Origin of the sequence: Salinicola halophyticus, assembly GCF_003206695.1 — a bacterium.
GTDB classification, from domain to species: Bacteria; Pseudomonadota; Gammaproteobacteria; order Pseudomonadales; family Halomonadaceae; genus Salinicola; species Salinicola halophyticus.
On sequence record NZ_PZJN01000009.1, the window covers coordinates 385,340 to 402,831 of the forward strand.

Here is a 17,492-nt window from a genome sequence, read left to right on the forward strand (position 1 = left end):
AACGTTCCGAGAAAGTCCAAAACCGAAAGAAAAACGCTTAAAAATCAGCGGTTTTTAGTCCCATATCTTCCTAAGCGTTCCTACCGAATCCAGCTGCAATGTGGTATAGATCAGGGTATATACCCCCTGTTCGGAAAACCTAGCTATACCCCAATGCCGCTAACTATCAGAAAAATCGAATCAATCAAGCCAGGCCCTAAAACGATCACCCTCATTGATGGGGCGGGATTACAACTTGTGATTTCGAACACAGGGAGCCGAGGCTGGCGCTTGCGCTATACGCGACCTAACGGCAAGCGCAACATGATGAGCCTGGGCAGCTACCCCGAGGTGACGCTCGCCGAGGCCCGTGAGAAGCGCACAGACGCACGCCGTCTGCTGAGTCAGGGCATTGATCCGGTCGAGCGCCGCAAGGAGGAGAAACGGGAGCAGCAATTCTCCCAGCAGAACACCTTCCGAGCGCTCGCGCATGAGTGGCACGCGACAATGGCGCCAAGGTGGAAGGCTAGCTCCAAGCGATCCAAGGAGAGCATCCGATCGCTCGAGAACTACATCTTCCCGGCCGTTGGAGACAAACCCATCGAGGCGATCAAGCCGCTGGAGTGGCTGGAGCTCTTGAAGCGTCTCGAGCACGCCGGCAAGCTTGAGCAGAGACGCAAGGTCTATTCGTTCTGTCGTGACATCTATCGATTCGCCGTTATTACCGGCCGCGCCTCCCACAACCCGCTCACGGATCTCTCTGGCGCTTTCACGCCCCATAAGCAGAAAAGCTTCCCACACGTCTCGCAGGAGGAGTTGCCGGGGCTGGTCGAGGCCATCGAGAATTACCACAACCCACTGGTACGAATCGGGCTGAAACTGCTGTTGATGACGGCGTTACGGCCGGGCGAGATGCGCCAGGCGCGATGGGATGAGATCGATCTCGAGCGTGCTATCTGGAGCATACCTGCCGAGCGGATGAAGATGGGCCGCTCACATCGTGTACCTCTGCCCAGCCAGGCCGTCGCCGAGCTGCGCAGGCTGCACGTCATGACGGGCCAGTACGGCCTACTGTTCCCCGGTCGCAACGACCCCACCAAGCCCCTGTCTGATGCTGCTTTCGGCGTCGCGCTTAAGCGCATGGGTTACCAGGGCCGGCATGTGCCACACGGATTTCGGCATGTCGTAGCAACGGGACTCAAGGAACTGGGCTATCGCGGCGAGTGGATCGAGATGCAGCTCTCCCACAAGCTCCCAGGGATTCAGGGCGTCTACACGCACGCCGAGCATATGACACCGGAACAGCGCCCGGCGATGATGCAATTCTGGGCAGATAGTCTCTATCCGACACCGTCATCCGGCTAGGTCAGGATCTGCATTCCGGAATAGGGCTTTTGCCTGCAGGCTTCCAGCCTGCTGCTCAGGTCACCCACGTGGAGCTCGAGCTTATGGCCATCGGGGTCGAGAAAATAGAACGAGTCCCCCTCGCTTCGGTTTTGTCGCCATTCTTCGACGCCCTGGGCTCGAAGGTGCTCTACGGCGTGAGCGAAGTCATCACCCGTAACCGTGAAAGCGTAGTGGGTGTACTCGGGATGTGGTTCGGTGCCGCGGTGCTCGTCCAGGGTGAGACAAAGCCATAAACCGTCAAGCGATAGGTACGCTCCCGTATCCCATTGGGCGTTCAGAGTTAGCCCTAGTGTGTCCTGATAAAATGCGATGCTTCTGCCCAAGTCAGAGACCGCGATGGTCAGGTGGTTTAAGCCTTTGAGCATTTCTAACTCCTAGCCCTGAAAGAATTTTCTTAACCCCAAGTGACTAAGAACATCACAATTTCAAGGGAGAATAAATGCGAGGAATGGACATTCATTGCGAGCACTGCGGGTCACTGATGCGCACTCGCTCGAGTAAGCAAATGCACCCGGATTACCGGAAGCTCTACCTTGAATGTTTGAACCCTGACTGTGGCGCTAGAGCGCGTGCCGACTTTGTCGTCACCGAGACGCTCAGCCCCAGCGGTAACCCGAATCCAGACTACCAGGAAAGACTGGCCGCTACCGTCCCATGGCGGCGCACAGACCAGCGCTGACTGCTCAGCCAAACCGCCTCCGCTTAAGCCGCAGTCCTCCTTGAGGGCTGCGGCTTTTTCGTGGGCGATTCCGGGTTGAGACGGGCAGTTCTGGCGAGCTTGTGAAGGCGAGTTTTACAACGCAGATCGGTCGAAGTCCTCCTGTTACCCCGTCAAGCTATCCCTGTCCTGAGCGTCGAGGCACTTGAGGTGCACGAATGACGCAACACTGAGTCTCGCTTTCTTTCGTGTCGCTCGGGCAGGCTTGAAAAGGTCATCGCAACCACAGGAACCCGGAAGATGAGCAGCTTCAAGAAGACGGAACAGATCGAACTCGGCAACCGCCTATTGCGCCGCCGCGACGTGGAGCTCAAGACCGGCAAGAGCCGATCCGCGATCTATGCCGGCGTGAGCAACGGCACCTTTCCGGCACCGGTGCCGATTGGTGACAAAAGCGTCGCCTGGCTCGAGGAGGAGGTGGATAGCTGGATCGCCGCCCGACTCGCCGAGCGCAACCGCACGCTGGCCGGTCGCCAGATCCACCACTTCGCCAACAACGCCCAGGAGGCCCGCGCATGAAACGTTTCACACTGACCGTGGGCGCGCAGTCGCTCAACTTCACCGAAGAAGATATCCCGGCGTTGGACGAGGCGCTGAACGTTGCCACCAACCGCGCCGGCCGCGAAGTGATCCGCCATAGCGCCAGCGGCACCCGCGTGGCGGTACTGATGGAACGCAACGGGAGCGGCGGCAAGCATTCCACACTGCCACACGATCCCAATACCGTCCTGATGCGCGATCTGCAGCGCGGCCCGACGCTCGAGACCGACTGCTAGACCGCCCGCACTCTCCGACCTAACCCGACTCGATTCACACAGCCGCTCGAAGTTCACGCCGAGGGGAATAGGGAGGCTTTGTGCCTACGAAACGCGAAAACCCCGGTCAGCGTGGGGCTGCCGGGGCTCTCAAAGACACTCAATGCAACGACGATCCTAGCAAAATTCGGCGCGGTGTCACGCCCCGACACACGCCGATTTGCCGGGGGCTGGCGCTCGCCATTCGTCATCCTTTGGCTGGGGAGGGCTTGCGCCTTCCCAAAGGGTCCGGCTACGATGCTCGCGTTACGGCAAAATCCGTAACCGGGCGTGAGAACCCGAGTTCAAATAGGCGCAGCAGCGCCCCTACCTTTGCAGGCGCTTTTTTTGTGCCCGTAAAGCGTCGTTATGGCGGCTGTGCGTGGGCGGGCTCCGGCCCGGCCGGTTTCCTATTTGACCGGTTTCTCACCCCGCGTACAGTCGCCACCCATCGTGTGAGAACGATTGGTGGTGACTCCTTGAATCAAATAGGAGCCTCACCCATGGCAGAACACGCCCCCCGTGCGTCCGCACGATCCGCTATCCCTCCGCATCAGATCGCTACCGCCGTTATCGGTGCCAAGCTGATCGCTTTTCGCGTCAATCGCCGTCCCGATCAACTTGCCCATCTGCTGGGTATGACCCGCATGGCCGCCGAGCTGGGCGCGATCACGCCGGAAGAACGTCAGCAGTTCCTGGCCGATCTCGACGACCTGATGGCCGAGGAGATGCGTCATGGATAAGCGCCTCGAGCAAGCCAACTGCCTGACCGAATCCGAGTGCCTTTTGATCGATCCTCGCACCGACCGCGAGACGTTGCTGGACAACGCGGAGATGCGCCTCGACGCGATCAAGGACCTGATGTTCACGCTCTCGACCATGAACGGTCGAGACAACGATCTGACCTCGGTGGATCTCTCCAATCTGGCCATGGTGTCGCGGTTCCTTGTCGGCGACGCCTGCGACCTACTGGCAGCGGCGCGTCAGCAAGACCTGGATGCGCGTGCGGCGACCCGGCGTCAGAACGCGGGAGGTGGCCATGTCTGAAGTCGTCGCCAAGATCCAGCGCGTGTCTCGCGCCTCACTGGCTTACGCCGAAACCCTGACCCGTGAGTGGCTGCCGCAAGGCAGCCGCCAGGGCAGCGAGTGGGTGGCCCGTAACGTCGCCCGTGGCGATCGCGCCAGCGGCTCGTTTGGCGTCTCGCTCGTCACCGGCAAGTGGAACGACTTTGCCGACCGCAACGCCCACGGTGGCGATCTGGTCTCGCTCTATAGCTACCTGTTCGGCTGCCGGCAGGTCGACGCCGCCATGGCGATCGATCGCCGCCTGGGGCTGGGCGTGTTCCGCTGGGGTGCGGCTCCCGTCACGTCGCATGCCGAGATCCAACCGACCCGTCCGGATGCCACCGACGAGGCCCATCTACAGCGTCTCGAGGCGCACGCCGCCGAAAAGGCCATCGCTCGCCAGGAAGCGACGGTCCGGGCTCGCACGGTGTGGGACGCCGCCAAGGAGGCCAGCGCCACCCATCCCTATCTCATGAGCCGGGGCGTTCCGGCCTTTGGCCTGCGCCAGTGCCGGCGCGGCTGGCTGCTGGTGCCACTCTGCGCCGGTGGTGAGCTGGTCAACCTGCAATGGATCCTGCCTAACGGCAAAAAGCGCTTCCTCAAGGGCGGGCAGGTTCAGGGCGCTTATTCCCTGATCGGCGAGCCCGTCGCCGGTGGGCGGCTATTCATCTGCGAGGGCTGGGCGACCGGGGCAACGCTTCATCGCCTCACCGGCGACCCGGTGGCGTGCGCCATGAACGCCGGCAATCTGCGCGCCGTCGCCGAGACCATGCGCGCTGCGCTGAATGGCTCGCTGGATATCGTCATTGCCGGTGATGACGACCGTCAAACGACCGGCAACCCCGGGCGGCAGGCGGCCAACGATGCTGCCCTGGCCGTGGGCGCGATGGTGCTCTATCCCAAGTGGCCGGAAGGCTGTCCCGACGATCTGACCGACTTCAACGACCTGTATCGTTGGCATCGCGTCCGACTCGATGCCGAACAGGCGGGAGGTGATCATGAGTGAGTCACAACCCCATCTGACCGTGGTCGGTGAACCGGCCGCGCCGGAGCGTATCGGCATTGCCCGGCCCGGCTTTGAGGTCTACGCCGGCCCGACCACCGTCGACGGTCGCGTATTCCGCGCCGGCGTCTGGTATCACGGCATCAAGCAGACCAGCCCGGACGAACCGGGACAGCCGTTCGACCTGTGGGTGTGTGGCCCGCTGCACGTCACCGCCGAGACCGTCGACAGCGATGACGGCAGCATCGGCCGGTTGCTGAAGTTCCAGCACCGAGGGCGAGAGCGCGAATGCGTCATCCCCATGGAAGCGCTGGCCGGGAAGGGCGAGGACGTGCTCAAGACGCTGATGCGTCAGGGGCTCGTCATCGAGTACCACCACCGCAAACACGTGCCGGCCTATATCGCCAGCCACCACACGCCCCAGGTGGTGCTGGACACGATCACCCGCCCCGGCTGGCATGAGCGCAGCGGGGCGTTCGTGCTGCCCAACCGGATCATTGGCAGCGACCGCGTGCGTTTTCACAGTTCCGGCCGCGAAGCGCGGATCTTCGACACCCTGGGCACGCTCGAGGGCTGGCAAAGCGAGATCGCCGAGCCGTGCCTGGGCAACCCGGTGCTGATCCTGTCGGTGTGTTGCGCCCTGGCGGGCCCGCTGCTCAAGAAGGTGGGCGTCAACGGCGGCGGGGTGCATCTGGTGGGTGACTCCTCGAGTGGTAAATCGCTGGCCCAGGACATTGCCGCCACGGTGTGGGGGCCAGCGGATCGTTTCAAGGTCTCCTGGGATATGTCCGGGGGTGGTGTCGAGATCGAAGCCTCGTCGCGCAACGATACGGTGATGATCAACGACGAAATGAGCCGGGCCAGTCCCAAGCAGATCCAGGGCCACGCCTACGCCATCGCCAACGGCACCGGCAAGGGCACCATGACCCGGGAACGGGAAGGGCGGCCCAAGAACTACTGGCGCTTGCTCGCGCTCTCCAGTGGCGAACGCTCCCTGGCCGATCACGCCTCCATGGCGGGCAATACCGCCCACGCCGGCGCGGAGCTACGCATGGTCGACATCAACGCAGGCACCCGTAAACACCGCGCCTTCGATGACGTCCACGGCACCAGTGGTGAAGCGTTCCACCGCACGCTGACCGGCGCGGCCGGGCGGCACTATGGCCACGTTGGTCCCGCGCTGGTCGAGAAGCTGCTCGAAGACGAGATTGCCGACGGGCTGACCTGGCGCTTCGGCGAGATCCGCAAGGCGTTCAACGTCTCGAGCTCCCAGGCGGGACGGGTGGCGGATCGCTTTGCGGTAATGGCGCTGGCCGGTGAGCTGGCCAGCGACTGCGGCATCCTGCCCTGGCCAGCCGGGACATCGACCGACGCCTGTCGGCTGCTGTTCGCCGAATGGCTGGCCACCATCGGTGACGGCAACGCCGAGGATCGCCAGATCCTCTCGGCGCTGTCCGACTTCATCGCCCTACACGGGGATAGCCGGTTCTCGAGCATCCATGCCCAGTTCGCCGATCCCAACGTGCGCCACCGCGCCGGTTACTTCGAGATCGAAGGCGACAAGCGCTTCTATCTGTTCAACCGTGCGGCACTCACCGAGGCCGCCGAAGGCTACAGCCGCGCCCGGATCCTGCGAACGCTGGGGCAGCACGATGTGCTGGCCAAGATGGACGAAGGCCGGAAACAGAAGAAATACCGCCTGCCAGGGGGAGGGATGGGGCGGTTCTTCGTCATCGATCCCGAGCGACTCGACCCGGAGGGCGGATCCTGATGCGACCCGACAACGCCCCACACGTCCCGAATGTGCCGACCGAGGCAGACCCAAACCAACACCAGCCGGGCGGCAGCGCCGCCCAGGTGACGACCGATGCCACCGCGACCCAGGAGCCAACCCGCATGACCACGCCGACCGAGAACAGCCAGGACACCCAAGCCCGCACCCAACCGACCGGAGAGACTGCCGCCATGACAACCGCCCGCCACATGATCGCCCACGCCGAGCAGCGCACGACCTATCTGGCCAAGCGCGACACACTCAAGACCCTGACCGAACGCCTCGAGCGCTACCGCAAGGGGGCGGCCGCTGCCCGGGAAGAAGCCGAGACCAGCGACAAGCGCTGGCGCGAACTGCTGCGCGAGAACCACGGCGACGTCACCAAGGAGATCCGGCAGCTAAAGCGTGCCGTCGGTGACAATCGCGAGACCGCCGAGGAACTGGAGGCGATGGCCACCGAACTGACCGACGAGTATGAATCCCGTCAGATCGAGGTGATTACAGCGCGCAATGCCTACCGGGACGCTCGACAGACAGCCTGGGATATCGAGGTCGAGACCGAGTTCGATCATGCTCTGGCTGCGATCAGCGCCACACCCGAAGGCCAGCGCCTGCTGTCTGCCATGCGCCTGATGCAGCGCAAGAGCGAGCGCGATGTGATGATCGATCCGTCCTACGGCGATGGCCAGTACGGAAACTTCCCCACCGAGGAACGCCGACGCGTGGATGCCGAGATCGAACGACGCTTCCCCCGCCGGCTGGTCGAGGGGCTGGCGAAGCAGCGGCAAGCCCAGGGAGTGGATGCCACCACGCCACTCGACAGCCTCGAGGCACTGCAACCGGTGGCCGAACTGGCCTGCGAGCAAGGCTACGATGGTCCACGTACGGCGATGCAAGCCGATTTCGCTAGGCGCCGCCGCCAGATCGACGCCGCCCAGGGCACCGGGAGCGAACAACGCCGCGCCTGACTCCTCGATTCATTGTCACCATCCAACACAGCCCCGCCGAGTGCGGGGCTTTTTTCGTGCGCGGACGGCCTCGCCCGACGTCCCCAATAGCTCCAGCGCAATGACCCAACCCCGAAACCCATTCGCTCGCCAGGAGAAAGGGAACTTGCCTAATCCTATGATCGCTGGCATCCGACACGTTCGATGAGGGAATCAGGAACATCTGGGTCAATTCTCACAGGAACCTCAAAAATAGTGGGAACACCGGGAACAGTGGGAACACCGCGCTACAACCCGCATGGTTGAGCGGTTCCCTTGTTCCCAGTATGGAGTGTGTAAACGGGAACAAGTGGGTACAACAATGGGTACGGGTGTCGTCTGACCCTGAGAGAGGGTGATTCTGTTCCCACTGTTCCCAAAACCGGGAACGGTGTACCCATCCTGGAACCCGCATGGTTGAGCCTTGTTCCCGGTGTTCCCACTGTTCCCACTAAAAAATCACGTGTGTAATAACGCATTGGGAAGATGAGAAACGTTATCGACTGTGAGGTGACGCTGAATTGCATAATCATGCGGCTGATCATTCACCTCCTGGCGAGCGAATGGGGTAGATTGAATCCATGACGACATTTCCCGCGAACGCCATCCGTATCATTTGCATCCTGCACGGTAGGGTGGGGTAGCGTTCGTCTTTCACCACCTGCCTCCGACGGCGGGTGGTTATTGCCCGCCCAGGTGGCCAAGTCGAGGAGCCTCCCATGGCAGATAACCCTTCCGCTGAATCACATCCCGTCGCCGCTCTCATTCGGCAGGCCGACCGTCTGATTACCGCCGAGGACTTTGACCGTCTAATGGCGATCTATGACGAGGACGCCGCCCTGGTGGTGAAGCCCGGCCTAGTCGTATCCGGCAGAGCACGCATTCGACAGGCATTCGAAGCCATCGCCGATCACTTCGAGCATCGGCTGACCGTGACCCAGGGAACCATGGAGATCATCGAAGGCAGCGACACCGCGCTGGTAGTCATGGAAACACTGCTTGAGATCCCTAATGGCGACGGTGGAGCGCTCATACCAGTGAGACGTAAGGCTACGTATGTCTTTCGCCGCTCGGCTGACGGGCAATGGCTCTGCACCGTCGACAACTCCTATGGCACGGATCTTCTCGAGGAGGTTTCCGAGGCGCTGTAGTGGTCTGGCAGAGTAAGGGCTCGATGTGGCTGCTCGAGCCCTCTCCTGGCAGCGAGGAAGCGGCTGTGTGTGAGTCGCGTTCCCGTGGCCAGGTTTCGCCGCCCGATCCGCTTGCGACCCGCTGGCGCGCTGTCGACTCCCCGCCCCGCCTGCGCGCTAAATAGGTCGGTTTTGATGCAGCGTTGCAGGCGGCGCCAAGCCCCGTCAGTACTGGGGCGGCGGGGTGAATTAGAGGGCGAGAAAATGATGCGCAATGATGCATTTTGCGGCGTACTCGACGAAAGGCGGGGAGCGCTGGATAGAGAAGTGAAACGGAATGTGGCAGATTGATACGAAAGGTATTCCTGACAGGTCTTGAGAAGACTAGCGGGTTCCGGACCAAGAAGGACATGCCGAGAAGTGCTGATTACGCGAATATTTCGGGTATACAGATAAATGAAAGTTAGTAGCAAGGGATATTAAAGCTTGGGGGGATTTTGACTGGCTGCTTTTTCCGAATACATGTATAGAAACTCTTTCCAAATCATTGAAGGGTCCGTCTACACGCTGATAGATTTTTTGAGGAGGCCACGTTGGCAAAGCCAATTGCTTTTGGAAACTATCACTTCAAGACTAAAAAAAGTGCCACGGAAGAAGCTCGCCGTAGGATCAATCAATACGAAACTGGCGAGCGCCTCTTGCTTGAGGATGAGCTTTTTTTTACCTCATTATTTACGTTGCATCCTGAATATAAGGAAAAGAAAGGCGCGGGCATCCACCATCTAAAAGTTGAAAGAGATTTCAGTAACAATCGATGTTTGCATATCCATAGAATAGATGGGACTAGCGTCGACTGCAGTTGGGTTCACTGTATACAGCCCGCCTCTCTAAAAATGGTTGTGTCAATGGCGTTTCGTAGAGCCGTTAAAGATATCATCATAAGCTACAAGAAATCGGAGCTAGTTAATGTACATGTGTGCCCAGTTTTCGGAACCAAATTAACAATTAATAATAGCCACGTATCATACCTAAACCCCTCATTCGATGAGCTTTTAATGAATTTCTTAACTAAGCATCAGATAGATGTAGAGTCGGTGGAAATAGTAAGCCCTGAGTCGAGCGACCATGATCAGAGGGGGGTGGTGGCCGATTCAATTTTGCTTGAAACATGGCGTAGTTACCATAAGAGCAACGCTCATTTACAGCTACTCAGTGCCGAGGCAAATTTACGCAAGATAAAAGCTTATTAATTCAATAGCCTTTTACAGACTATCGAACGAAAGAGGAATAAGGAATGGATTTTGAAGTGCTAATAAACTGCTCTTTCGTCGATGTCTTTGACAAAGATACTTTGCACCCAGTTGACAATAAAAAAATTCTTAGTCTAATAAACGATTTTGAAGATGGTCAGTGGCGATATAAGAAGTTTCAGAGCTTTATATGGGATAATATTGCGGAAACAGCATTGTCATATGAAGAGCGAAGGTGCCTTGTAGATCAATCTCACTCAATTTTGACTGCGGCAGCCCAGAATCTTAGGTTGACCGATAAAGAAAATGATATCGGGAAAGGTAGTGAATTGGCAGAAATTGTTCTTTATGGTGTGATGAAGCACCATTACAATGCTCTTCCAGTAGTTCCAAAAATCTTTTATAAACAGAACTCTCAAGATAATGCAAAGGGTGCGGATGGGGTTCATATTGTAGTTGATGATGGTGATTTCTCTTTGTGGTTTGGGGAAGCAAAATTTTACACCTCGATTGAGGATGCCCGATTAAGCAGTATCGTAGAGTCAGTTGGGAATTCTCTAAAAACAGATAAGTTGAAAAAAGAGAATAGTATAATCACGAACATTTCAGACATAGATAACTTGATAGAAGATGAAGGGCTAAGAAAAGAAATTAAACAAGCTTTATCTAACAAGAATTCTATAGACAACCTGAAGCCTAGAATACATATCCCCATATTTATATTGCACGAATGTGATTTAACTGCTCAGTGTGACAAGATGTCAGAAGGTTATCGTAATTCAATCGTTGAGTATCATAAAGCCAGGGCTAGTTCATATTTCAAAAAGCAGATAGGCACCATTGGAAAAATTTTTGGTTATGGTGACGTAAAATTCCACATCATCCTTTTTCCTGTACCGAGTAAAAGCGAGATTGTTGATAAATTCGTTGCGAATGTAGAACATTACAAGGGGCAGTGAATTATGGATGTCTTTCACGAATGTCAAACGATTAACGATTACATTGAAAAAAATAGTGAGTCTAAAGCAAGGGACGAGTTAATAAAGCTTTTGAATTACCACAAACAAGAAGGAATTTCATATGATCCCTTAATCAACAACCTTATCAGACAAGTTGGTCTGTACCCATACATAGATATTGAAACATCAAGCTGGCAGGATAGATTTGTTTACGAGTCTTTTAAAACTGATATTGGCAGCGATGCCAGAGTCACCCTTCACAGGGAGCAGTCCTTGGTATTAAAAAAATTGACCGAAGGGAAAAATTTGGCCGTCAGTGCACCAACAAGCTTTGGGAAAAGTTTCATAATAGACGCCTTTATATCAATAAAAAAGCCGAAAAATATTGTAATTATCGTCCCGACTATAGCGCTAACTGATGAAACTCGGCGTAGGCTTCAAAGAAAATTTTCAAGTCAATATAAAATAATTACAACTTCTGATGTTAGAGTTTCTGAAAGTAATATATTCATATTTCCGCAAGAGAGGGCTGCTCATTATTTAAACGAGCTAGAGTGCATTGATATGCTTGTTATAGATGAGTTCTACAAGGCCAGCAAGAAATTTGATAAAGATAGGTCCTCATCATTGATAAATGTCATTCTCAAGCTAGGGCGTAAAGCGAAGCAAAAATATTTTTTGGCTCCTAATATTTCAAAAATTAACGAGAATATCTTTACTAAAGATATGGAGTTTGTTCATATCGACTTTAATACTGTATATCTCGAAAAGCATGATTTGTTCAATGAGATAAACGGCGATGATAATCTTAAAAGCGAGGCGCTTCTGAGAATTTTGTCAGCAAGCAAGGGGAAAACTTTAGTCTATGCTGGGACCTATTCAAATATTGATAAGGTTGCAAATCTTCTGATTGACAATCATGCCCCAATAGAAAGTGCCATACTGAAGAGTTTTGAGAATTGGTTAATTAACAATTATGATAGGAACTGGCATTTAACCAATTTAGTGAAGAGAGGGTGCGGAATACACAATGGACGGCTGCATAGATCTCTTAGTCAAATTCAAGTGCGCCTTTTTGAAGAAATAGAGGGTCTAAAGACTATAGTGTCAACATCTTCAATAATTGAAGGGGTTAATACTTCCGCTGAAAATATCGTTGTATGGCGAAACCGGAATGGTCAGTCAAAGCTCAATGACTTTACATATAAAAATATAATTGGGCGTGGCGGAAGAATGTTCAAGCACTTTGTTGGCAAAATATATATCCTCGAGCAGCCGCCAGTAGATACTGAGACGCAGTTAGATTTGAGCCTTCCGGATGATCTTGTAGGTAGTATCGACGAAGAAGATTTTAAACAGGAGCTAACTGCAGATCAAATCGCTAAAATCATCTCCTACAAAGAGGAAATGGCAGAAATCCTGGGCGACGAAATCTTCAAGTCGATGAAAGATGGAAGCGTCTTTGAGTCCAGTAACTCATACCTCATTAGAGATATTGCAAGGGATCTTGCCTATAATTCCGATGAATGGAATGGCCTGGGTTATCTTAATTCAAGTAATGTGGATGATTGGCAACGACTGTTATATAAGGTGATAAATATCCATCCAGGTGGTTGGGGTGTTAAATATAATAAATTTGTGGGGTTTATAAAGGTTCTCTCTCAGAACTGGATTAAAACCATACCTGAGCTTTTAAATGAACTTGATCAATACGACATTGGTATCGATGAATTTTTTGAATTAGAAAAAAATGTTACGTTTAAGTTGGCCGCGACGCTGAGCGACATAAATGTTTTGCAACAGAAAATTCTCGATAATCCGGCTGATATTTCCCCCTTTATATTCAAGGTTGCCCATGCTTTCTTGCCGCCAGTGGCTTTTCAGCTTGAAGAGTATGGATTGCCTAGGATGATTACAAAAAAAATCCATAGCGCGCGTTTGATTGATTTTGAGAATGAGCTTGATCTACATCAGGTGATTGTTAAGTTCAAAGCGCTTACAATGCCGCATTTAATTGGTTCTGTCGAAAGTTTTGATGAATTCGACAAGTACATAATTAAATATTTTTATGAAGGAATATAGTCGAAGCATCGCCGTTTAGGCACAAAAACTCTAAATTCTAGAAGAGGCTGCTGTCAGACTGGCAAATCTCCAGTTCTTCTTACACTAAAGAAGGAACCGACCGTTATTCACCAACACCAATGTCTCTTTTTGGCCGAATGCTGCCACTCAAAGGCTACTCGACACGGCTCGGGCTTTGACGAATTTCATCAAGCCGCGATTCTGTTTCTCAACGGGAAGCCAGCCGGCACTCTCGTAAAACGTATAAGCTCGGCACTCTCGAGAAGTAAGCGGCCCACACCTCGACCTCATGACCGGCGCGGGCGAACAGTCCAAATACACACGCGGTCTCGTCGCGAACAATCGAAAAGCCTGCGGGTACCCGGTCAATCTCCGCAATCCAGAGACAGGGGCCCTGGGTGAGCATGGCGGCATTGGCCTCCGGTGTGATGCCCATCTTGGCAAGCTGCTCGAGCGAAAGGTGGTTTTCCGCCACGCTGGTGCGAATGGCGAAGATCTCTCCGATGTCTGTTTCTCTCACTTGAAGTGACATGGATCGATACCATTGGCAGTGATTGGGAAGGCCATGGACGGTCATTTGGGTTAAACAGTGACCTCTGGCGAATTTGCTTGGCGGCTTGGAGCCGTGGCTACGGGTCGTGCGATGAGCAGTCACCCGCTTAGCTCACGTGGTTGAGAGGTATATCGTAAGGTATAACTGGATCATCGAACCCGTTTAATCGCCTTTAAAAACAATTATTTATATGCGTATATAGAATCCTACTGGGCTCCAGTTTCTTATTTATTCGGCCTGTTAAGGGTTCCCTTGCGCCCTGATTGAACTTAACAAGAAATCGCAGACCCTCACCCACCTAGCGACAACGGCATGATCGATAAGTCGAGAAGGGGAAGGCTGGCAGATATCGGCGAATTCTCGATTTCGTTCCAGCTATGCGCGGCGTCACGTGAGCTGAATTTTGATGACTTCACACGATGCCGTTGGCTGGGCACTTGGGTGTGCCAGCCTTTGCAGGCAGTTAGTGTAGTGGTAGAAACACGTCTGACTAGCCGTCTTTGGCGTTATGCATGACGCACGCTTCTTCGGCTTCTTCCTTGATCTCGTAGGCGCCCTGCAGCTTGTCGCCCGTCTGGGTATCTTCGATCCGGTAACAGACCTCGTCGGTGTCTTTGGGCGACTCTGGCGCTTCTCCTTCCTGAGTGTCATGCGCTTCCGCTACTGGCACTTCGATCACGCGAAAACGTGCGCTCATGGCGGGTACCTCTCTGGTTGGCTTCCGTTCCACTATGAGCCAGGAGGCGGAGAAAATGCCAGTCAGGCTGCAAGTGTCACGATACGCTGGCCTGTGCGGTGCGGCCGTTTGCAGAACGTGGACCCAGCGCTGCATCCATGAGGCGGTGATAACACTAAAAAAGGGAGCCAATGGCTCCCTTTTTCGACTAGCAGTGAGACTGCGCCCTAAGGCGAAGACTTACAGGCTGGCGAAGTTCACTTCGACGTTGCCGTTGTCATTGCTGACGGTCTGCGTGGCGTTTTGCAGCGCCTGAGCAGCAGCGTCGCTCTGACCTTCACCGATTAAGTCGCTGTGGGACGCTTCGATGTCGGTTGCCAGTTGGGTGGTGTTGGCGACCTGCTGCAAAGCCTGGTCTGCCGCGGCGCTATGGCCACCGTTGACGGTGTCGACGCTGTAGCGAGTCGGCAGCGCATGATACTGCGCGGTCTGCTCGATGCTGAGCGCTTCGCTCTGCTGGTCGAAGTGGCGCTGTTCAACGACGCTGTTGGCCTGAGCGACGGTGGGTAGAGCAACGGCGATGGCGATAGCGGCGAGAATGCGAGTTTTCATGGTGTTGCCTCCAATGATCATCTGTTTTGGTGTTGGGCTCTTGGCCTCAACCGGTGATGTCATTATCGGTCTGTTAGCCGTCTAACAAAAATCGAATGGCGCGAAATAAACTATCGACAGGAATGATGGTGGTTGTAGCACCTGAAATCGTTCGTTTTTGCAGGATATAAAACCAAAAAGGGAGCCAATGGCTCCCTTGATGGTCTAGCGCTGTGACAGTGCCCGAAGGCGAAGACTTACAGGCTGGCGAAGTTCACTTCGACGTTGCCGTTGTCATTGCTGACGGTCTGCGTGGCGTTCTGCAGCGCCTGGCCGGCAGCGGCGCTCTGGCCTTCACCGATCAGGGCGTTGCGAGACGGCTGCACGTCGGTGCCCAGCTGAGTGGACTCGGCCACGTTCTTCAGAGACTGGTCGGCGGCATTGCTGTGGCCGCCATCGACGGTGTCGACGGTGTAGCGAGTCGGCAGCGCGTGATACTGCGCGGTCTGCTCGATGCTGAGCGCTTCGCTCTGCTGGTCGAAGTGACGCTGTTCGACGACGCTGTTGGCCTGAGCGACGGTGGGCAGAGCGACGGCGATTGCAATAGCGGCGAGAATACGATTTTTCATGATGTTGCCTCCAATAATGTCTTTTTTAATGGCCTCTCGGCCTCAACCTGTGACGACATTATGGGAGCCAACTCTTTAGGCTGCTAATCACGCCTAGTGAATTCGACTATCGATGGGATTAATACGAAGGTCTAAGGTATGCGTTGCTGCTGAAGTGTAAACCTTCTTCCCGCGGGATGGGAGACTCGGCAAGAAAGGCCGGTTGCGCTCCGCCTCCGGTGGTCCATTCACTGCAGCGCGTTTTGCTCGTTTCCGTCGCTCACCCCATAATGGCGCCACCTCATTCACCGCTTGCCAGCTGAGAACGCCCTATGACCCGCACGCCTCGGGATGACACCCCCGCCGAATCGCCACGCGCTGCCGAGCCTCAGGTCAACGTGGGAGATGTCGCGTATCTACGGGTGACGCAGGTCACCGATATCGGTGCGTTCTTGAACTGGGGGCGGCCCAAGGATCTGCTGCTGCCGTTCGGCGAGCAGCGCTTCCGCCCGGACGCGGGCAAGCGGGTGCTGGTGATGATCTATGTCGACGATCGCATGCGCCCGGTAGCGAGCATGAAGATCGACAAGTTCCTGCAGGATGAATCGGAGGGCCTGAAGGCGGGCGATCGAGTGTCGCTGACCATCGCCGATCTCACCGATCTGGGCGCCAAGGCGGTGGTCAACAGTCGCTTCTGGGGGCTGCTGTATCACGACGACATGTCGCGCCCGCTGCGCCGGGGGGATCGCATGGATGGCTATGTTCGCCGTGTGCGTGAAGACGCCCGTCTGGATCTGTCGCTGCTGCCGCCGGGGCAGGCGCGTCTGGACGTGGTCGGCGACAAGGTGTTGGCAGCGCTGAGCGCCAACGACGGGTTCCTGGCGCTCGGCGACAAGAGCTCGGCCGATGCCATCAAGGTCCGGCTCGGCGTCAGCAAGAACGCCTTCAAGCAGGCGATCGGCCGGCTCTACAAGCAGCGCCGGATCGTCATCGAAGACGACGGGATCCGGCTGGTCGAGGGCGATTGATCCCCCTGTCAGCGCTGCTGCCAGGCGCGATACCACCCCAATCCTGCCTCCGTGTCACCGCGCGGCTTGTACTCACAGCCGAGCCAGCCGGCATAGCCGTCGCGGTCGAGCTGTTCGAATAGCCACGGATAGTTCACTTCGCCGCTATCCGGTTCGTGCCGTTCGGGTACGCCGGCGATCTGAATATGGCCCACGCCATCGCGATAGCGCTGGTAAGTCTTCCAGATATCTCCATCCATGATCTGAGTGTGGTAGAAATCCATCTGCACTTTGACGTTGGGCTCGTTCAGCTCGGCAACGATCGCGTGGCCATCGGCCTGATGGTTGAGAAAATAGCCCGGCATGTCGCGAGTGTTGATCGGCTCGATCAGTAGCGTCAGGTCGTGCTCGGCGAGTTTTCGTGCGGCAAAGCGAAGATTTTCCAGATAAATCTGATGGTTACTGGAAAATGTTTCACGGGAAACATTCTGCGACGCTGTGCCAGCTGCTGATTCCTGTACCGATTCGGAAATGAGACCGGCCATCGCGTGCAGGCGTGGGCAGCTCAACGCCTTGGCATAGCGAATGGCGGTATCGACGCTATTCCGGAACTCCGCTTCGCGCCCGGGCAGGGCTGCCAACCCGCGCTCTCCGGCAGCCCAGTCGCCCGGCGGCAGATTGAACAGCACCTGCTCGAGCCCATGGCGCTTGAGCTCGGCGGCGATCGCTTCGGGCTCGAAGTCGTACGGAAACAGGAATTCGACCCCCTCGAAGCCGTTCGCGGCGGCCTTGGCGAAGCGCTCCATGAACGGAACTTCGTTGAACATCATGCTGAGATTGGCAGCGAAACGCGGCATGGCCTGATTTCCTCAATGACCTTGTTAACGGTGGCGATACGGGCAGACGAATG

The 17,492-nt window shown here is 55.7% G+C and carries 20 protein-coding genes; 14 read left to right on the plus strand and 6 right to left on the minus strand.

Annotation, left to right across the window (positions count from 1 at the left end; all coding sequences use genetic code 11):
- Positions 1 to 153: 153 nt before the first annotated feature.
- Positions 154 to 1,344 (plus strand): tyrosine-type recombinase/integrase, encoded by a 1,191-nt coding sequence (locus tag DOM58_RS15685; protein ID WP_110693624.1) that lies wholly within the window; start codon positions 154 to 156, stop codon positions 1,342 to 1,344.
- On the opposite strand, the gene fos is transcribed toward DOM58_RS15685, so the two are convergent.
- Positions 1,341 to 1,751 (minus strand): fosfomycin resistance glutathione transferase, encoded by a 411-nt coding sequence (gene fos, locus DOM58_RS15690; protein ID WP_110693625.1) that lies wholly within the window; start codon positions 1,749 to 1,751, stop codon positions 1,341 to 1,343. The genes DOM58_RS15685 and fos overlap by 4 nt on opposite strands.
- An 83-nt stretch (positions 1,752 to 1,834) precedes the next feature.
- Between fos and DOM58_RS17885 the strand changes: the two genes are divergently transcribed.
- The 12 genes from DOM58_RS17885 to DOM58_RS15750 all read left to right on the plus strand — a co-directional run bounded on the left by DOM58_RS17885 (position 1,835) and on the right by DOM58_RS15750 (position 13,147).
- Positions 1,835 to 2,065 carry an Ogr/Delta-like zinc finger protein gene (locus DOM58_RS17885; protein ID WP_425353401.1) on the plus strand — a complete coding sequence of 77 codons (231 nt, stop codon included), beginning with the start codon at positions 1,835 to 1,837 and terminating at the stop codon, positions 2,063 to 2,065.
- Between the two features lie 279 nt (positions 2,066 to 2,344).
- The gene (locus tag DOM58_RS15700; RefSeq protein ID WP_110693627.1) at positions 2,345 to 2,623 is read left to right on the plus strand and encodes a helix-turn-helix transcriptional regulator; all 279 of its coding nucleotides are present in this window, start codon (positions 2,345 to 2,347) and stop codon (positions 2,621 to 2,623) included.
- Positions 2,620 to 2,880 (plus strand): hypothetical protein, encoded by a 261-nt coding sequence (locus tag DOM58_RS15705; protein WP_110693628.1) that lies wholly within the window; start codon positions 2,620 to 2,622, stop codon positions 2,878 to 2,880. Before DOM58_RS15700 ends, DOM58_RS15705 begins: the two co-directional genes overlap by 4 nt.
- A 521-nt stretch (positions 2,881 to 3,401) precedes the next feature.
- Positions 3,402 to 3,641: a hypothetical protein gene (locus tag DOM58_RS15710; protein WP_110693629.1), complete on the plus strand. Its 240-nt coding sequence runs from the start codon at positions 3,402 to 3,404 to the stop codon at positions 3,639 to 3,641.
- The gene (locus tag DOM58_RS15715; protein ID WP_110693630.1) at positions 3,634 to 3,945 is read left to right on the plus strand and encodes a hypothetical protein; all 312 of its coding nucleotides are present in this window, start codon (positions 3,634 to 3,636) and stop codon (positions 3,943 to 3,945) included. The genes DOM58_RS15710 and DOM58_RS15715 overlap by 8 nt, the downstream gene beginning before the upstream one ends.
- On the plus strand, positions 3,938 to 4,969 hold the full coding sequence (locus DOM58_RS15720; protein ID WP_110693631.1) for a toprim domain-containing protein: 1,032 nt from the start codon (positions 3,938 to 3,940) through the stop codon (positions 4,967 to 4,969). The genes DOM58_RS15715 and DOM58_RS15720 overlap by 8 nt, the downstream gene beginning before the upstream one ends.
- Entirely contained in the window at positions 4,962 to 6,737 is a 1,776-nt protein-coding gene (locus DOM58_RS15725) for a DUF927 domain-containing protein (protein ID WP_110693632.1), read from the plus strand. The genes DOM58_RS15720 and DOM58_RS15725 overlap by 8 nt, the downstream gene beginning before the upstream one ends.
- 125 nt (positions 6,738 to 6,862) lie before the next feature.
- The gene (locus DOM58_RS15730; RefSeq protein ID WP_157957566.1) at positions 6,863 to 7,708 is read left to right on the plus strand and encodes a hypothetical protein; all 846 of its coding nucleotides are present in this window, start codon (positions 6,863 to 6,865) and stop codon (positions 7,706 to 7,708) included.
- A 737-nt stretch (positions 7,709 to 8,445) separates the two neighbouring features.
- Positions 8,446 to 8,877: a YybH family protein gene (locus DOM58_RS15735; protein ID WP_110693634.1), complete on the plus strand. Its 432-nt coding sequence runs from the start codon at positions 8,446 to 8,448 to the stop codon at positions 8,875 to 8,877.
- Positions 8,878 to 9,449: 572 nt separating this feature from the next.
- Complete coding sequence (locus DOM58_RS15740) at positions 9,450 to 10,106, plus strand: DCL family protein (RefSeq protein ID WP_110693635.1); 657 nt, start codon at positions 9,450 to 9,452, stop codon at positions 10,104 to 10,106.
- A 44-nt stretch (positions 10,107 to 10,150) separates the two neighbouring features.
- On the plus strand, positions 10,151 to 11,065 hold the full coding sequence (locus tag DOM58_RS15745) for a HamA C-terminal domain-containing protein (protein ID WP_110693636.1): 915 nt from the start codon (positions 10,151 to 10,153) through the stop codon (positions 11,063 to 11,065).
- 3 nt (positions 11,066 to 11,068) lie between these two features.
- Entirely contained in the window at positions 11,069 to 13,147 is a 2,079-nt protein-coding gene (locus tag DOM58_RS15750) for a DEAD/DEAH box helicase (protein WP_110693637.1), read from the plus strand.
- 208 nt (positions 13,148 to 13,355) lie between these two features.
- Here DOM58_RS15750 and DOM58_RS15755 read toward each other — a convergent pair whose 3' ends face one another.
- The 4 genes from DOM58_RS15755 to DOM58_RS15770 all read right to left on the minus strand — a co-directional run bounded on the left by DOM58_RS15755 (position 13,356) and on the right by DOM58_RS15770 (position 15,596).
- Positions 13,356 to 13,679, minus strand: coding sequence for a hypothetical protein (locus DOM58_RS15755; protein ID WP_110693638.1), 324 nt, complete (start codon positions 13,677 to 13,679; stop codon positions 13,356 to 13,358).
- A gap of 511 nt (positions 13,680 to 14,190) precedes the next feature.
- A complete protein-coding gene (locus DOM58_RS15760) occupies positions 14,191 to 14,397 on the minus strand; it encodes a hypothetical protein (RefSeq protein ID WP_110693639.1) in 207 nt (68 codons plus the stop codon).
- 219 nt (positions 14,398 to 14,616) lie between these two features.
- A complete protein-coding gene (locus DOM58_RS15765) occupies positions 14,617 to 14,988 on the minus strand; it encodes a hypothetical protein (protein ID WP_110693640.1) in 372 nt (123 codons plus the stop codon).
- A gap of 236 nt (positions 14,989 to 15,224) precedes the next feature.
- Complete coding sequence (locus tag DOM58_RS15770) at positions 15,225 to 15,596, minus strand: hypothetical protein (RefSeq protein WP_110693641.1); 372 nt, start codon at positions 15,594 to 15,596, stop codon at positions 15,225 to 15,227.
- A gap of 311 nt (positions 15,597 to 15,907) precedes the next feature.
- Here DOM58_RS15770 and DOM58_RS15775 point away from each other — a divergent pair, with 311 nt between their 5' ends.
- Positions 15,908 to 16,603 carry a CvfB family protein gene (locus DOM58_RS15775; RefSeq protein WP_110693642.1) on the plus strand — a complete coding sequence of 232 codons (696 nt, stop codon included), beginning with the start codon at positions 15,908 to 15,910 and terminating at the stop codon, positions 16,601 to 16,603.
- Between the two features lie 8 nt (positions 16,604 to 16,611).
- On the opposite strand, the gene otnI is transcribed toward DOM58_RS15775, so the two are convergent.
- The gene (gene otnI / locus DOM58_RS15780; RefSeq protein ID WP_110693643.1) at positions 16,612 to 17,439 is read right to left on the minus strand and encodes a 2-oxo-tetronate isomerase; all 828 of its coding nucleotides are present in this window, start codon (positions 17,437 to 17,439) and stop codon (positions 16,612 to 16,614) included.
- Positions 17,440 to 17,492: the final 53 nt, after the last annotated feature.

Bases quoted from the DNA above. Each gene is read 5' to 3' on its own strand.
- DOM58_RS15775 (WP_110693642.1), top strand. From the start codon at position 15,908: ATGACCCGCACGCCTCGGGATGACACCCCCGCCGAATCGCCACGCGCT.
- otnI (WP_110693643.1), bottom strand. From the start codon at position 17,439: ATGCCGCGTTTCGCTGCCAATCTCAGCATGATGTTCAACGAAGTTCCG.
- DOM58_RS15735 (WP_110693634.1), top strand. From the start codon at position 8,446: ATGGCAGATAACCCTTCCGCTGAATCACATCCCGTCGCCGCTCTCATT.
- DOM58_RS15765 (WP_110693640.1), bottom strand. From the start codon at position 14,988: ATGAAAACTCGCATTCTCGCCGCTATCGCCATCGCCGTTGCTCTACCC.
- DOM58_RS15745 (WP_110693636.1), top strand. From the start codon at position 10,151: ATGGATTTTGAAGTGCTAATAAACTGCTCTTTCGTCGATGTCTTTGAC.
- DOM58_RS15725 (WP_110693632.1), top strand. From the start codon at position 4,962: ATGAGTGAGTCACAACCCCATCTGACCGTGGTCGGTGAACCGGCCGCG.
- DOM58_RS17885 (WP_425353401.1), top strand. From the start codon at position 1,835: ATGGACATTCATTGCGAGCACTGCGGGTCACTGATGCGCACTCGCTCG.
- DOM58_RS15720 (WP_110693631.1), top strand. From the start codon at position 3,938: ATGTCTGAAGTCGTCGCCAAGATCCAGCGCGTGTCTCGCGCCTCACTG.
- DOM58_RS15730 (WP_157957566.1), top strand. From the start codon at position 6,863: ATGACCACGCCGACCGAGAACAGCCAGGACACCCAAGCCCGCACCCAA.
- DOM58_RS15750 (WP_110693637.1), top strand. From the start codon at position 11,069: ATGGATGTCTTTCACGAATGTCAAACGATTAACGATTACATTGAAAAA.
- fos (WP_110693625.1), bottom strand. From the start codon at position 1,751: ATGCTCAAAGGCTTAAACCACCTGACCATCGCGGTCTCTGACTTGGGC.
- DOM58_RS15770 (WP_110693641.1), bottom strand. From the start codon at position 15,596: ATGAAAAATCGTATTCTCGCCGCTATTGCAATCGCCGTCGCTCTGCCC.
- DOM58_RS15755 (WP_110693638.1), bottom strand. From the start codon at position 13,679: ATGTCACTTCAAGTGAGAGAAACAGACATCGGAGAGATCTTCGCCATT.
- DOM58_RS15685 (WP_110693624.1), top strand. From the start codon at position 154: ATGCCGCTAACTATCAGAAAAATCGAATCAATCAAGCCAGGCCCTAAA.
- DOM58_RS15705 (WP_110693628.1), top strand. From the start codon at position 2,620: ATGAAACGTTTCACACTGACCGTGGGCGCGCAGTCGCTCAACTTCACC.
- DOM58_RS15760 (WP_110693639.1), bottom strand. From the start codon at position 14,397: ATGAGCGCACGTTTTCGCGTGATCGAAGTGCCAGTAGCGGAAGCGCAT.
- DOM58_RS15710 (WP_110693629.1), top strand. From the start codon at position 3,402: ATGGCAGAACACGCCCCCCGTGCGTCCGCACGATCCGCTATCCCTCCG.
- DOM58_RS15700 (WP_110693627.1), top strand. From the start codon at position 2,345: ATGAGCAGCTTCAAGAAGACGGAACAGATCGAACTCGGCAACCGCCTA.
- DOM58_RS15715 (WP_110693630.1), top strand. From the start codon at position 3,634: ATGGATAAGCGCCTCGAGCAAGCCAACTGCCTGACCGAATCCGAGTGC.